This is a genomic window from Mesorhizobium sp. WSM4830 (genome assembly GCF_055811495.1).
Window position 1 is genome coordinate 56,123 of the sequence record NZ_JBVVQI010000027.1, and the last position, 14,096, is coordinate 70,218.

The following is a 14,096-nucleotide window of genomic DNA, read 5'->3' on the forward strand; positions in this document are numbered from 1 at the left end:
AAATGGTGCCTACCTCCCGCCAAGTTGTTGCGCGAGCATGAAGCCCGACGCCGCCCCGGTGCCGGCGCCCGGCCATGTTGCCGCCCCGGTCAGGTGCAGATTGCCGACCGGCGTGTTCCAGCCGGCGTAACCGCGCGCCGGCCGGAACAGGAAATTCTGCGCCAGATGATGGCTGCCGCAGATCTGGTCGCCGCCGACGAGGTTCGGGTTCTCGCGTTCGAGGTCGACGGGCGAGAACACGGCGCGGCCGAGGATCTTCCGGCGAAGGCCGGGCGCATAGCGCTCGATAATGTCGAGGACGCGCTCGGCGTAGTGCTCCCTAGCCTCGTCCCAGTGAGCCGCCGCGATCGTGCCCGCCGCATCGCCCACAATCTCGGCCGGCAGCATGCGCACCTGCACCCACAGCACGTGCTTGCCGTCTGGCGCACGCGAGGGATCGACCGCGGTCGGCTGGCCGACGACCAGCACCGGTTCATCCGGCAGCATGCCGGACATCGCCTGTTGATAGGTCCGCGACATGGCATCGAGCGACGGCGACAGATGCACATAGGCGAACTGCCGAAGCTCGGCACCGGCGCGCCAGTCCGGCAGATCGTCGAGTGCCAGATGGATCATCATCGTCCCCGGCGCGCGGCGGAATTTTTTCATGGCCGTGTCGAAGCCGGCATCGCCCGATCCATTACGCAAAAGTTTCCCGGTCAGCGCCTTGGGCGCGACACCGGCGATGACGGCCCTGGTGGCGGTGTGGGTCTCGCCGGAAGCGAGCCGCACGCCGGTCGCCTTGCCGGCCGAAACTGTGATCTCGGCAACATCAGCCTCGGTGACGATCTTGCCGCCGGCAGCCGTGAGCATGCCCGACAAAGCGCGGATGATGGTGTCGGCGCCGCCCTTGCCGAGCACCATGCCGAAGCACTGGTTGGCCATGGATTCAAGGTATGGGAATACCGCGCCGCCGGCGATGTCGGGCGCGAAATCGAGATGCATGCCCCAGGTGGCGAGCGTTGCCCTGACATGCGGCGACTCGAAGTTCTCCTCGAGCCAGGCGCGCGGCGAGGAAAGCAGCAACCGGCCAGTGTCGAGCGCGCCGGCAAGGCCCTTCTTGCGCCACAGGTTCCAGGCGGTGCCGGCCAGCGCACGGCCACTCATCGGTGCGCCCAGCAGCCGGAACAGATGCTCGGCCTCGGCAGGGAAAGCCGCGACCAGCCGGCGCCATGTCGCCGCGTCGGCCGCGGAAAAAGCCGCCATCCGCGACGCGGTCCTTTCCAGGTCGTTGCTGACGCCGAACCAGCGACCATCCGGGAAGGCACTGGCGAAGCAGTCGGCGACCGGCGCGAACTCCAGCCCGCGGGTTTTCAATTCATTTGCATATTTCTTGTGGAAGCCCGAACCAGCGAACAGGCTCACATTCATCGCACCGAAATCGTGCCGGAAGCCCGGCAGCGTGAATTCGCGCGTCTGGACGGCGCCGCCGATCGTTGCATTGCGTTCGAAAACCGCAGTTTTCGAACCTTTGAGCGCCAGATGCGCGGCGCATGCCAGACTGTTGTGGCCTGCCCCGACAAATATGGCGTCGAACTCGCTCACGCCCCGTCCCATTTCCTTTATGCTTAAAGATAATTGCAGATGCATATGTTTTCGTCTAGTAGGATATTAAGGGCCGCGAGAGCCTTCAGCACCATCGAGAAAGAGGGAACAGAGACCATGGAAACACAACAACTCCTCGGCGAAGTTGCCGGCCAGCTTCTTTCCGGCGCCATCCAGGTGGTCGACCTGACGGCGCCGCTCGGGCCGGACACGCCGCTGATCAAGCTGCCGCCGGAACTCGCGGTGGACACGCCGAAGATCGAGATCCACGCCATCTCCGCCTATGACAAGAATGGCCCGTGGTGGGCGTGGAACTGGTTGAAGCTCGGCGAGCATTCGGGCACCCATTTCGACGCGCCCAACCACTGGATCACCGGCAAGGATTATCCGGACGGCGCTACCGACACCATTCCGGCGCAGAACTTCGTCGGCCCCGTCAACGTCATCGACTGTTCGAAGCAAGCGGCAGCCGATCACGATTTCCTGCTCACCGTCGATCACATCAAGGCATGGGAAGCCGAACATGGCGCTATCAACGCGGGCGAGTGGGTGGTGATGCGCACCGACTGGTATAAGCGCAACGGCTCGGAAGCCGAGTTCCTCAACGCCAATGAGACTGGTCCGCACACGCCCGGCCCGACCGCCGAAGCCATCCAGTATCTGATCGGCAAGGACATCAAGGGCTGGGGTAGTGAGACGATCGGCACGGATGCTGGAAAAGCAGGCGGCATGGAGCCGCCATTCCCGGCGCACAGCCTGATGCACAAGGCCAACCGCTACGGCCTTGCCAGCCTCTGCAACCTCGACCGGCTGCCGCCGAAGGGCGCGATCCTGATCGCGGCACCGCTCAAGATCGAGCACGGTACCGGCAGCCCGATCCGCGCGCTGGCATTGGTGCCAAGGCAATAGGGTAGCTGCGGTCTTCGGGAGAAGATCATGTGCGCAGGCAATGCTGTAGTGACGGTTTGGGAGCAGCAGACCTGCAAGGCTGCGGCTCTACGGCGCCCCCCTCTGTCCTGCCGGACATCTCCCCCACTTGTGGGGAGATTGGCAGTTTCGGCGCCCCGCTCATTCCTGCGACGTTGGAGCGTGGCGAAGGCCAAGGTGACGGCCGATCTCCCCCCAAGTGGGGGAGATGTCCGGCAGGACAGAGGGGGGCGCCGTAGAGCGCCAATCTCTGCAATTGAACTCCTGCCGGTTAGGAGCAACCCTCGATGAGCGCTCCCGATCACATCATCGTCGGCAGCGGCATCAACGCGCTGGTTTGCGCGGCGATGCTCGGCGGCAAGGGGGCGAAGGTGCTGGTGCTCGAGCGCAACGACCGCATCGGCGGCTGCGTGCGCACCGAAGAAATCACCGCGCCCGGCTTCATCCACGACGTGATGGCGACGACCTTCGTCCTGTTCATCACCTCGCCGGCCTATGCGGCATTGGGCAAGGAACTGGCGCGGCACGGCCTGGAGTTTTGCAACACCTCCAGGCCGACCGGCGTGCTGCGCCCGGACGGCAGCCATGCCGTCCTGCGCACCGACCGTACCGCCAATGTAGCGGCGATCAATGCGCTTGCCGCGGGTGACGGCGACCGGCACGCAAACGATGTCGGCGAGATCGAGCGCAACGCCGGTCTGCTGTTCGGGCTGCTCGGCGGCAGCCTGTGGTCCTACCCGACGGCCAGGCTGCTGGCGGGTGAAGCCTGGCGGCGCGGCCCGCGCGGCCTTGCCGCCTTTCTCGGCGACGCACTGGTGCCGGCGCGCGGCTGGCTGGAAAGCACCTACCAGTCGGAAACCATGCGCGCGCTGTGGGCGCCCTGGGTGCTGCATGCCGGCCTCGGGCCTGAGGACGCGTTCTCCGGCCAGATCGCCAGGGTCATCGCCTTCGCGCTTGAGGCGGCCGGCGCGCCGATCGTCAAGGGCGGCGCCAGGAACCTGCTGTCCGCCTTCGAAGCCCTGATCAGGGAACGTGGCGGCGAAATCCGCACCGGCGCCGACGTCGCGGCTATCGTCCAAAGCGGAGGCCGCGCCACCGGCGTGCGGCTGGCTTCGGGCGAAACGGTCACGGCGAACAAGAGCGTTATCTGCTCGGTCACGCCGACCCAGCTCTACGAGCGGCTGCTCGGCGACGCGGCCTCGAAAGCCGACGTCGAGGCAGCGCAAAAATACCGCTACGGCAAGGGCAATTTCCAGATCCACTATGCCTTGGATAAACCAGCGGCATGGCGCGGCGACGGCCTGGACAAGGTCGCGCTGCTGCATCTGACGCCCGGGTTGGATGGCGTGTCGAAGGCCTGCAACGAGGCCGTGCGCGGCATGTTGCCTGAGGTGCCGACCATCTGTGTCGGCCAGCCGCACGCGCTCGACCCATCGCGCTGCCCGGATGGCAAGGCGGTCCTGTGGCTGCAATTGCCCGAGGCGCCACGGCATATCAAGGGCGATGCCGCCGGCAAACTGCAGATACCGGCCGACGGCCGCTGGACCGAGGCATTGCGCGAAGCCTATGCCGATCGTGCCGAAGCGATCCTCGCCAGCCATATAGGCGGGTTCAAGGACAGCGTTATCGCACGTCGTGCCTATTCGCCGGCTGATCTCGAAGCGATGAACATCAACCTGGTTGGCGGCGACCCCTATGGCGGCTCCTCGACCATCGACCAGTCGTTCCTGTGGCGGCCGTTCAAGACGAGCCGCAATCACGCCACCGAGGTCAAGGGACTCTACCACATCGGCGCCTCGACCCATCCGGGTGCTGGCTTGGGCGGCGGCTCCGGCTTTCTCCTGGCGGGGAGGCTGTGATGGAACAGAAGGTCGAAAGGCGCCAGCGCATCTCGACTTTGGGCCAGATCGGCCTGCAGCAGTTCGCGCCCTATCTGATGAACCGCATCATGGGCCGCTACAATGCCACCTTGCGCGACAATTTCCGCAAGCAGGGCCTGACCATTCCACAGGTGAGGACGCTGGCCGTGCTGTCGGTCACCGATGGCGTCACCGTCAACGATCTCTCGGTCTATACTGTCATCGAGCAGTCGACCTTGAGCCGCACGCTCGACACGCTGGAGGGACAAGGGTTTGTTCGGCGCGAGCAGGGGGTCACCGACAGCCGGATCCGCCATGTGTTCCTGACCGACGATGGCCGCGCCGAATTCGCGCGCGCCTGGCCGGCCATGCACGACGCTTTCGAGACGATGTTCGACGACATCGACGATGCCGAATATGCGGCGCTGATCGCGACGCTGCAAAAGATGCTGAAGAACATTCGCAAGCACGACATCTGACGATCTTACGCGCCGCCATCGGGGCGGTAACGGAAGGAGCCCAAAATGGCCGAACGGTCTTTTGCCAAGGAAGTCGAAAAGCTCAGGCTCGGCGCCGGCGAGGAGTTTTCCGGCGAGGGCATTCTGGCCATCACCAAGGCGCTGCTGCAATGCGGCGTCGGCTATGTCGGCGGCTATCAAGGTGCACCGATCAGCCATTTGATGGACGTGCTGGCCGACGCGCAGGACATCCTCGGCGAGCTCGGCGTGCATTTCGAGGCGAGCGCCTCGGAAGCGACCGCCACTGCCATGCTGGCGGCATCGGTGCACTATCCGATCCGCGGTGCGGCGACCTTCAAGTCGACGGTCGGCACCAATGTCGCCTCCGACGCGCTCGCCAATCTCGCGTCCGGCGGCGTCACCGGCGGCGCATTGATCATCGTCGGCGAGGATTACGGCGAAGGCTCCTCGATCATGCAGGAGCGCAGCCACGCCTTTGCCATGAAGAGCCAGGTCTGGCTGCTCGATCCGCGACCGAACCTGCCGTCGATCGTCAAGGCGGTGGAGGACGGCTTCGAGCTGTCCGAGGTTTCCAACACGCCGGTCATGCTGCAGGTTCGCATCCGCTGCTGCCATGTCCACGGCCATTTCATTGCCAAGGACAACAAGCGCCCGGCGATGACGGTGGCGGATGCCCTCGAGGCGCCGCGCCGCGACACCGGCCGCATCGTGCTGCCGCCCGCGTCCTTCCTGCACGAGAAGGAAAAGGTGCAGAAACGCTGGCCGGCGGCGGTCGATTTCATCCGCACCAACAGGATCAACGAGTTTTTCGGCCCGGAGCACGACTCGGTCGGCATCGTCATGCAGGGCGGCATGTACAATTCGGTCATCCGGGCGCTGCAGCGGCTCGGCCTCGCCGACACCTATGGCGACACCGATGTGCCGCTCTACGTGCTCAACGCCGTCTATCCCTTAGTCGATGACGAGTTCCTGTCCTTCTGCGAAGGCAAGGACGCCGTGCTCGTCGTCGAGGAAGGCCAGCCCAACTACATCGAGCAGGCCTTTGCCGCGATGCTGCACAAGGCCGGGCGCGGCACCAAACTCGTCGGCAAGGAACATCTGCCTATGGCCGGCGAATACACCGGCCAGGTGATGCTCGACGGCATCGGATCGTTCCTGCGCGCCACCATCCCGCATCTGCTGCCAAGCGAGGTCCGCGCGCCGAACAAGATCGGCGACGGGCTCGACACCGCCGACCTGATCAACGTCGTCCCGGGCCGCCCGCCCGGCTTCTGCGTCGGCTGCCCGGAAAGGCCGATCTTCGCCGCGACCAAGCTGGTCGAGCAGGAGTTGGGCAAGCACCACATCGCCTCCGATATTGGCTGCCACCTGTTCTCGATCATGCCGCCTTTCGAGCTCGGCGCCACCACTATGGGCTACGGGCTGGGGCCAGCCTCGGCTTCGGCGTTCAATTCGCCCGATGCCAAGCGCCGCTCGATCTCCTTCGTCGGCGACGGCGGCTTCTGGCACAACGGCCTGACCTCCTCGGTCGGCAACGCCGTCTTCAACCAGAACGACGGCGTCATCGTCATCGTCGACAATTTCTATTCGGCCGCGACCGGAGGGCAGGACATCCTGTCATCCCGCGCCGGCAACAAAACGAAATCGACCAAGCATCCGATCACCGAGGCGGTGAAAGGCATGGGCGTCAAATGGCTACGCCACATCGACCGCACCTACGACGTAGCCAAGATGCAAGACACGCTGCGCGAGGCGCTGACGACGGACGAAAAGGGCCCGAAAGTCATTGTCGCCTCGTCCGAATGCATGCTCAACCGGCAGCGCCGCGAAAAGCCCTTGGTCGACAAGGCCATCAAGGGCGGGACGCGCATCGTCAAGCCGAAATTTGGTGTCGACGAGGACATCTGCACCGGCGACCATGCCTGCATGCGGCTCTCCGGCTGCCCGTCGCTTTCGGTGAAATCGCTGGACGATCCGTTGCGTGACGATCCGGTGGCGCATATCGACCAGAGCTGTGTCGGCTGCGGCAATTGCGGCGAGGTCGCCGATGCGGCGGTGCTCTGCCCGTCCTTCTACCGCGCCGACGTGGTGCACAATCCGAGCCGCTGGGACCGTTTCCTTGAAGCCGCTCGCCGCGCTACGATCGGCCTCTTGCAGCGGCGTCGTGAAAGCCGGCGCCTGATATTCGCCGATGCTTGACGCTGTCCCATCAAGCCGTTCCAAGGCCGGCGCGCCGGACGACGAGCGCGTCATCAAGCTTGCCGTGCTGGCGGTCGGCGGCCAAGGCGGCGGCGTGCTGGCCGACTGGATCACCGACGTCGCCGAGCGCAACGGTTACATCGCGCAATCGACCTCGGTCGCCGGCGTCGCCCAGCGCACCGGCGCCACCATCTATTACGTCGAGATGTGCCGCGACACCGGCCGGCTGCCGGTCTTCGCGTTGTCGCCGTCGCAGGGCGATGTCGACATCCTGATTGCCGCCGAACTGATGGAGGCCGGCCGCGCCATCATCCGCGGCTTCGTCACGCCCGAGCGCACGACGCTGATCGCCTCGTCGCACCGCATCGCAGCGGTCTCGGAGAAGATCGAGCCCGGCGATGGCCGCGCCTCGTCCTCCAAGGTGCACGCCACGGCGGAGGCAGCGGCCAAGCGCTTCATCGCCTTCGACATGGAGAAGATCGCCGCCGACAATGGCTCGATGATCTCGGCCAGCCTGCTCGGCGCGCTCGCTGGCTCCGATGCCTTGCCGTTCACACGCAAGAGCTACGAGCAGGCGGTCAGTGCCGGCGGCCGCGGTGTGAAGGCCAGCCTCGCCGCCTTCGGCGCCGCCTATGATCGGGCGCGCGGCATCGCGAGTGCGCCTTCGGGCGACAAGACTGCAGGACCGGCGGCCGCTGAAACCGGCTCGGGCGCGGCGACAGAAGTCAGCGGTCCGGAAAGCCTGTTGAGTGGCTGGCGACAACTCGCGGCGCGCGTCGCCACGCTGCCTGTACCCGCGCGCGACATGGCGCTTCGCGGCCTGAAAAAAGTCGTCGACTATCAGGACATCGCTTATGGCGGCGAATATCTCGACAGGCTCGACCGGGCCGTCGCTCTGGACAATGCCGAACACGCCTACGCGCTGTCGATCGCCGCCGCCAAGCACCTCGCCAATGCCATGTGCTACGACGACATGATCCGCGTCGCCGACCTGAAGACGCGCTCTAGCCGCGACCGACGCGTACGCCGCGAGGTCGGCGTCAAGGACGGCTCGGTGCTGCAGGTGACCGAATATTTCCATCCGCGCATCGAGGAATTCTGCGGCACGCTGCCAGCCGGGCTCGGCAGCTACATCGAGGACCGGCCGAAGCTCGCCGCCTTCCTCGACCGCCGCATCAATCGCGGCCGCCATATCCGGACCGACAGCTTTGCCGGCTTTGCCGCATTGTGGTTTATCGGCGGCCTGCGCCGCTGGCGCCGCCGCCTGCTGCGCCACAAGGTCGAGACCGCGCATCTCGAGCGCTGGTACGCGCTGGCGCTCGGCCAAGTCGGCCAGGACTACGCGCTTGGCACGGAGATCCTCAATTGCCGCCGCCTGATCAAGGGCTACAGCGACACCCATACCCGCGCGCAATCCAAGTTCGATCGCGTGCTGTCGGCGCTCGACCTGCTCAAGGGCCGTCCGGACGCCGCCGACTGGATCCGGCGCCTGCGCGAAGCCGCGCTGAAGGACGAAAAGGGCGACATGCTCGACGGCGCGCTGAAGACCGTGGCGACGCTGGGCGACAATCGGGTGAGCTGAGCGGCCTTTTTCAAGCTCCGGCAGCGGTTGCTTCGCAGAAATCCAGCCCGCTTCGCCTCTGCTTGCCGACCTCTGCCGCGTTGGCTGCCTGCCTGTTTGTAGTCTTCATGCCTGCGGTAGCAGCAAACATATCGGCTCCGGGACAAATAACGCCCGCTTCCGAGGGTTGATTTGCCAAATCGCCGCGGTCATGTGAGGTCATGGGCAATGAGCGTGTTGCACTCGCCGCGCCGCTCCGTCTGATGGCTACTTCCGCAGCATGATCGAGGGCATGAAGGAGTGGCGATAGAACAAACAGGGATCAAAAAACCCTGTACATCCCAGTGCTGTGGAGTCAAAGGTCGGCATCCATATTAGGGGAGTCATCTTCAACCAAGGATTCGTTCCCAGATGACCTCTCTCCAAATTGCCTACGTCATGATTGCGCTGTCCTACCTTGCCGCCGTGGTAGCGCTTGGGACGCTGCACTAACGCCTTCCTTGCTAAGGGCGATGGCGGCGTTTCGGCCGTCTTTATCTATGGAATAATCCCAGCCGCCCGCATAGCTCGTCGCAGCAGTATTTTGTCCCGATACTCTTCCAGGGCCTCCTCGGTCCATTCGTACCAGGCGTGGTTAAGCAGCCTATCATCGCTGGCCACTTTGGGCAGAGGCAATTTTCCATGCTCTGGCGCAAGTCTTTCTAGATATCTTCGACGCGTCCACCAAATCATCAAATCCGCTGCCTGCAACGGTAAGACATCCTTTTCGTCAAGAAACACTGGTCGCGATCCTATAAGCGTTTTATCAGCGAAGGTGCTTTGTTTGAAATTATCCCATTGAGAAAGGATGCGGCCCTTCTCGGTGGTGTCGTCAAAGATGAAATCGATAGGATCAGAGACACAGATTTCCTTCTGTTCTACAGTAATATTGCTGATCAACTGAAAGGTCATAAATTCGTACGGAGTTTTAATGGTGCCAAGGCTTTTGATAAATTTGTCAAATAGACTCTGTTGAAGCATCATTGACGTCGCGAACATGGCGTGATTCAGAATAACTTGGTTAAGTAGCCTTACTCTCTCGTCTCTCCTTTCCTCGCTCCATTCAAGAAACTGCCCGGTGAGGCGTTGCGCTTCATAGGATTTGAAATAGGCGATACTCGGTTTCATATCGAGAAAGATTTGCCATTCGTTCGAAAACGCAGCCCATTGTTCAGTTGAGCCGACAAACCCACCTATTCCCATCGCTGGCGGCGTCCCGTTTCCGCTTTCATCGATGTAAGCTTGGAGCGCCACCACATGGCCCTTTCTGTATCTCTTCCTGCGTTTGGATGCGGCCATGTCGGTCAGAAGAGGTAATAGGCGATGGCCTTGTAGATGACCCAAAGCAGGCCCCCGAGGACTACCAGGGCTAAGAAGTCGTCGTGCAGGTTGTCAAAAAGGCTCTTGCGTCTGTGAGAGAAAGGAAACGCGCTGGGCGTGTACTCGACCCTCGCCTGGTAACGCTTCCATGCTCTCTGGAGCGCATTTTTGGGTTCATCCGACATTTTGCGAATGTGCCAGCTGTTTGGTTGTTTTGCCAGTGATCGCTGGGAGGCATGGGTGATGGCGAGAATTTCTCAGCATTACGCGCCGCCCGCAGAGTTGGACGGCGCGTATAGCTCTATGTTCGAGTTTCTAGTTGCTGATGAAGCTGAATATCTGCTGGGCTAACGGCGAGAGTGAGTAGACGTTGGCCACAAAGCCAAGCGCCACCAACCCGACGAAAGCCAGCGCCGCGACATAAAAGTCATGACGTTAACTCCGGTATCGATCTGTTCGTTGAACGGTTCGATTTGGGTGATGACGAGCGGGGCATTGTCCGCACGCCTCGGGGTCCGCAAATGGTTTCAGGATAAGCCGGGCCGCCCTCACTATGATCTTTCGAAGGCGACACGCGCGAAGGCTGTTGCTCTAGGCGCCTTTGAGGTGTCCAGCCATGCCCTTGTCGAGGCGTTGAAGCGGGCGAACGGATGACGCACAAATTTGCTACAGGGTGCTACCACGGCGTTTTTCGCTCTACACCTCGGAAACCCGCAAAGCCTTGAGAAATATTGGTGCCGCTTGCGTGACTCGAACACGCGACCCCATCATTACGAATGATGTGCTCTACCAACTGAGCTAAAGCGGCCCGGGAAGCCGAGCTTCCAAGATGGGCTGCGTGATAGACGCAACCGGCCGCGAATTCAAGATGGCAGCCGCGATTTCAGGACGAGGCAATTCGTGCCGCCTTCGTTCGGGCGCAAGCGCAGCCGCTCCGCCATAGGCCGCGTGACGCCGCATCGGCAGGCCGCGCGACCGCCACGTTGGCCGTGAGCGGAAAATCCGCGAAAAATGTTGATTCCTTTACCGAAAACCGCCGAAATCGGTTTTGTACCCCTCGGCAAGGCAGAATGCGGCCGCTCGCTTGTTGATTGATTGGTCGCCTGCGGCTAACGATCATGACAATGTGAGTGAAATTGCAGAGGGAATTCGCTTGGACGCGATCGAAAAAGCGATCCGCAATGCCTTTGAGAAAGGCAATGCCGACGACCGGGCGTTTCGCGAGCGGGTCTATCGATCGGCTTTCGCGGCACTCGACCGTGCCCTGCAGGCCAATCCAAACGTCACCGTGGAAGTCGCCATCAAGCGCCGCAAGGCGGTCCAGGCGAAGATCACCGAAATCGAATCGGAATTCCTGCCGGCGGTTGCCGACGTCGCCGCGCCGACCGACAGTTTGGAGACAGCACCGGAGGTGGAGCCTCCGGCCGAAAGCGAAGCTGAAGCCGAGCCTACGCCCGATGTCGTCGTCGACGGTCCGGCGCAGCCGCCCGAATCCGATGCGCCGCGGTCGCGCGTCCTGCCGGTGGTCCCCGACATCATGCCCGATGCGCCTGTTCCCGAGGCGCCGGTGATCGACATGGGGGCCTCGGCTCCGACCGAAGCCGAAATCGACGACGCGGAAGTGGCGCCCGACCGCGACGACCGGCGGGCGAGGCGGCGGCGCCTGCCTTTGACCGCGATCTTCTTCGGTGTGACGCTGCTCGCAGCCGCCGGTATCGGCCTTTATTTCGCCAACCAGACCGGCGTCTTCAAATCGGCGACCGAGCTCGACACGGCGCCACCGGAAGCGCCGCCAACGGTCGATGGCGATGATTTCACGCCGGACGACACCGCTTCGCCGCCGAAGCAGGGCGAGCAGGACCAGGCGCGCGACTGGATCAACGTCTTTTCGCCGGGTGACCCGACGCAGGTCAACGCACCGTCGGACGCCAAGGCCGACGTCATCCAGGACGAAAGCGGTTCCTTCCTGCGCATCCGTTCGGGAGCATCCGGTTCGGCCATCAGCTTCGACGTCGGGCAAGGCGTGTTGGAAAAACTAGCCGGCAAGCATGCCACATTCGACATCATCGCACGCTCCGAGGAGGGCCAGGAGACGCAGATTTCCGTCGATTGCAATTTCGGCGAACTCGGCGACTGCGGCCGCAAGCGCTATGCCGTCGGTCGCGAGCGCAATGAATATCTGTTCGACGTGCGCTTTCCCGACAAGCATCCGGGTGCTGCCGGCACCATCGCCATCAATTCCGACTTCGACAAGCAGGGCAAGTCGGTCGACATCTACGAGATCCGCGTTTCAGTCGTTCCCTAACTGTCGAGCAGCGCCTGCAGCGTCTCGATGCGGTCGGCTTCGGCCGCCGGCTTGTCCCAGCGCAGCCGCGAAATGCGGGGGAAGCGCATGGCGACGCCGGATTTGTGCCGCGTCGAGCGGTTGAGCCCTTCGAACGCCACCTCGAGCACCAGGCCTTGTCTGCGGTCGGCCCGTACCGAGCGCACCGGGCCAAAGCGCTCGATCGTATTGTCGCGGACATATTTGTCGATTTGCCTCAGTTCCTCGTCGGTGAAGCCGAAATAGGCTTTTCCCACCGGCACCAGCTCCTCCGATCCTTCCGGCCCGGACCAGACGCCGAATGTGTAGTCGGAATAGAAGCTCGAGCGTTTGCCGTGGCCGCGCTGGGCATACATCAGCACCGCGTCGACCGTGTGCGGATCGCGTTTCCATTTGAACCACGGGCCCTTCGGCCGCCCGGCCACATAGGGCGAATCCCAGCGCTTCAGCATGACGCCTTCGATCACCGGATGCAGCGGCTTGCGGCGCAGTTCCTCGAGTGTCTGCCAGTTGGTGAATTCGACCAGCGGCGACAGATCGAAGCGGCTCGGATCGAGCGTCCTGACGAAGGCCTCGAGCCGGCCGCGCCGTTCGCGGAAGGGAAGTCCGCGCACATCCTCGTCACCAATCTGCAGCGCATCGTAGCAGCGCATGAAGGCCGGGTATTGCTGCTGGATCTTGGGTGACACGCTCTTGCGGTTCAGCCGCTGCTGCAGGTCCGAGAACGTGCCCGTCGCCTGCCTGGGGTCACCGACCAGAAGCTCGCCGTCGAGGGCGCCTGAAAAATCCATCGCCTCGGCAAGATCCGGAAAGGCGCCGGAGACATCGTCACCGGTGCGCGAATAGAGCCGGCGAATGCCGCCTTCGCAAACCGCCTGGACGCGGATGCCGTCCCATTTCCACTCGGCCGCGTAGTCGGCCGGGTCGAGCTTTTCGAGGTCGCCGTCACCGACGGCATTCGACAGCATCACCGGCCTGAACAGCGCCAGCGCCGTCTTCCTGGGTTTTTCCGCCTTGCCCTCCAGCCAGGCGAACAGCCCGATATAGGGCGGCGTCAGCCCGTGCCAGAGTTCCTCGATTTCGGCGATGTCGACCTTGCCGAAATCGGCCAGCGCCTGCTTGGCCAGCCGCGCCGATACGCCGATGCGCAGGCCGCCGGTGACCAGCTTTATGATGGCAAAGCGTGCCGAAGTGCTGGCGCTGTCGAGCAGCCGGGCCAGCACCTGCGGCCCGTCGGAACGGCTCGCCGCCTGCAGCTTTGCCACCACCTCGGCCAGCGTCGGCTCGTGGTTCGCAATATCGGCCGGCGCTTGCGGCCAGACCAGCGACACGGTCTCGGCCAGGTCGCCGACATAGTCGTAGGAATAGCCGAACAGCACCGGATCCATGCGCTCGATCACCAGCGTGCGCAGCATCGCCGGCTTGACCGCGGCGATGGACAGATCGCCGGTGATGGCCGCCAGCGCCAGCCCGCGATCCGGATCCTCGACGCTGCGGAAATAGTCGGTCAAAAGCGTCAGCTTGCCATAGCGCGACGGCGTCAGGACGAGGCGATCGAGGAGCTCGGCGAAGCGGTTCATGGGAGGGGCGCCAATAGGATAGGTTTGCGCTCTGTCACACCCCCCTCCGGCCTGCCGGCCATCTCCCCCGCAAGGGGGGAGATCGGATGTCGCGACTGGTTTCGCCAATCTCCAGCGTTGAGGGAACGAGCGCGGCGCCGAAGCTGCCGATCTCCCCCCTCGTGGGGGAGATGGCCGGCAGGCCAGAGGGGGGCGCGACAGAACGCTACACCGTCGATTTCCACC

11 protein-coding genes and 1 tRNA gene are annotated in these 14,096 nt (G+C 63.5%); 8 read left to right on the forward strand and 4 right to left on the reverse strand.

The window, feature by feature from the left end; all coding sequences use genetic code 11:
• Positions 1-9: 9 nt before the first annotated feature.
• On the reverse strand, positions 10-1,584 hold the full coding sequence (locus AC0L2Y_RS27040; RefSeq protein ID WP_473560678.1) for a phytoene desaturase family protein: 1,575 nt from the start codon (positions 1,582-1,584) through the stop codon (positions 10-12).
• Between the two features lie 117 nt (positions 1,585-1,701).
• Here AC0L2Y_RS27040 and AC0L2Y_RS27045 point away from each other — a divergent pair, with 117 nt between their 5' ends.
• From AC0L2Y_RS27045 to AC0L2Y_RS27065, 5 genes are all read left to right on the forward strand, one after another.
• Positions 1,702-2,493 carry a cyclase family protein gene (locus AC0L2Y_RS27045; protein WP_473560680.1) on the forward strand — a complete coding sequence of 264 codons (792 nt, stop codon included), beginning with the start codon at positions 1,702-1,704 and terminating at the stop codon, positions 2,491-2,493.
• Positions 2,494-2,798: 305 nt separating this feature from the next.
• Positions 2,799-4,370 (forward strand): phytoene desaturase family protein, encoded by a 1,572-nt coding sequence (locus AC0L2Y_RS27050; protein ID WP_473560682.1) that lies wholly within the window; start codon positions 2,799-2,801, stop codon positions 4,368-4,370.
• The gene (locus tag AC0L2Y_RS27055; protein ID WP_473560685.1) at positions 4,370-4,849 is read left to right on the forward strand and encodes a MarR family winged helix-turn-helix transcriptional regulator; all 480 of its coding nucleotides are present in this window, start codon (positions 4,370-4,372) and stop codon (positions 4,847-4,849) included. The genes AC0L2Y_RS27050 and AC0L2Y_RS27055 overlap by 1 nt, the downstream gene beginning before the upstream one ends.
• A gap of 45 nt (positions 4,850-4,894) precedes the next feature.
• Complete coding sequence (locus AC0L2Y_RS27060) at positions 4,895-7,048, forward strand: thiamine pyrophosphate-dependent enzyme (RefSeq protein WP_473560686.1); 2,154 nt, start codon at positions 4,895-4,897, stop codon at positions 7,046-7,048.
• Positions 7,041-8,630, forward strand: a complete 1,590-nt coding sequence (locus tag AC0L2Y_RS27065; protein WP_473560687.1) for an indolepyruvate oxidoreductase subunit beta family protein — start codon at positions 7,041-7,043, stop codon at positions 8,628-8,630. Before AC0L2Y_RS27060 ends, AC0L2Y_RS27065 begins: the two co-directional genes overlap by 8 nt.
• A 516-nt stretch (positions 8,631-9,146) precedes the next feature.
• On the opposite strand, the gene AC0L2Y_RS27070 is transcribed toward AC0L2Y_RS27065, so the two are convergent.
• Complete coding sequence (locus AC0L2Y_RS27070; protein WP_473560689.1) at positions 9,147-9,947, reverse strand: DUF3800 domain-containing protein; 801 nt, start codon at positions 9,945-9,947, stop codon at positions 9,147-9,149.
• Positions 9,948-10,136: 189 nt separating this feature from the next.
• On the opposite strand from AC0L2Y_RS27070, the gene AC0L2Y_RS27075 reads away from it, so the two are divergent.
• Positions 10,137-10,319 carry a hypothetical protein gene (locus AC0L2Y_RS27075; RefSeq protein WP_473560690.1) on the forward strand — a complete coding sequence of 61 codons (183 nt, stop codon included), beginning with the start codon at positions 10,137-10,139 and terminating at the stop codon, positions 10,317-10,319.
• Between the two features lie 129 nt (positions 10,320-10,448).
• Positions 10,449-10,622, forward strand: a complete 174-nt coding sequence (locus AC0L2Y_RS27080; RefSeq protein WP_473560719.1) for a DUF4031 domain-containing protein — start codon at positions 10,449-10,451, stop codon at positions 10,620-10,622.
• A 78-nt stretch (positions 10,623-10,700) separates the two neighbouring features.
• On the opposite strand, the gene AC0L2Y_RS27085 is transcribed toward AC0L2Y_RS27080, so the two are convergent.
• Positions 10,701-10,776 (reverse strand) — tRNA-Thr (locus AC0L2Y_RS27085).
• Between the two features lie 345 nt (positions 10,777-11,121).
• Here AC0L2Y_RS27085 and AC0L2Y_RS27090 point away from each other — a divergent pair.
• Positions 11,122-12,273, forward strand: a complete 1,152-nt coding sequence (locus AC0L2Y_RS27090; protein WP_473560691.1) for a hypothetical protein — start codon at positions 11,122-11,124, stop codon at positions 12,271-12,273.
• Here the strand turns inward: AC0L2Y_RS27090 and AC0L2Y_RS27095 are convergent.
• Positions 12,270-13,871, reverse strand: a complete 1,602-nt coding sequence (locus AC0L2Y_RS27095; RefSeq protein WP_473560692.1) for a cisplatin damage response ATP-dependent DNA ligase — start codon at positions 13,869-13,871, stop codon at positions 12,270-12,272. The genes AC0L2Y_RS27090 and AC0L2Y_RS27095 overlap by 4 nt on opposite strands.
• Positions 13,872-14,096 lie beyond the last annotated feature (225 nt).

What these genes read in the sequence shown, in the direction of transcription:
- AC0L2Y_RS27055 (WP_473560685.1), top strand. Translation starts at nt 4,370, where the DNA reads ATGGAACAGAAGGTCGAAAGGCGCCAGCGCATCTCGACTTTGGGCCAG.
- AC0L2Y_RS27060 (WP_473560686.1), top strand. Translation starts at nt 4,895, where the DNA reads ATGGCCGAACGGTCTTTTGCCAAGGAAGTCGAAAAGCTCAGGCTCGGC.
- AC0L2Y_RS27080 (WP_473560719.1), top strand. Translation starts at nt 10,449, where the DNA reads ATGACGAGCGGGGCATTGTCCGCACGCCTCGGGGTCCGCAAATGGTTT.
- AC0L2Y_RS27065 (WP_473560687.1), top strand. Translation starts at nt 7,041, where the DNA reads ATGCTTGACGCTGTCCCATCAAGCCGTTCCAAGGCCGGCGCGCCGGAC.
- AC0L2Y_RS27050 (WP_473560682.1), top strand. Translation starts at nt 2,799, where the DNA reads ATGAGCGCTCCCGATCACATCATCGTCGGCAGCGGCATCAACGCGCTG.
- AC0L2Y_RS27045 (WP_473560680.1), top strand. Translation starts at nt 1,702, where the DNA reads ATGGAAACACAACAACTCCTCGGCGAAGTTGCCGGCCAGCTTCTTTCC.
- AC0L2Y_RS27070 (WP_473560689.1), bottom strand. Translation starts at nt 9,947, where the DNA reads ATGGCCGCATCCAAACGCAGGAAGAGATACAGAAAGGGCCATGTGGTG.
- AC0L2Y_RS27095 (WP_473560692.1), bottom strand. Translation starts at nt 13,871, where the DNA reads ATGAACCGCTTCGCCGAGCTCCTCGATCGCCTCGTCCTGACGCCGTCG.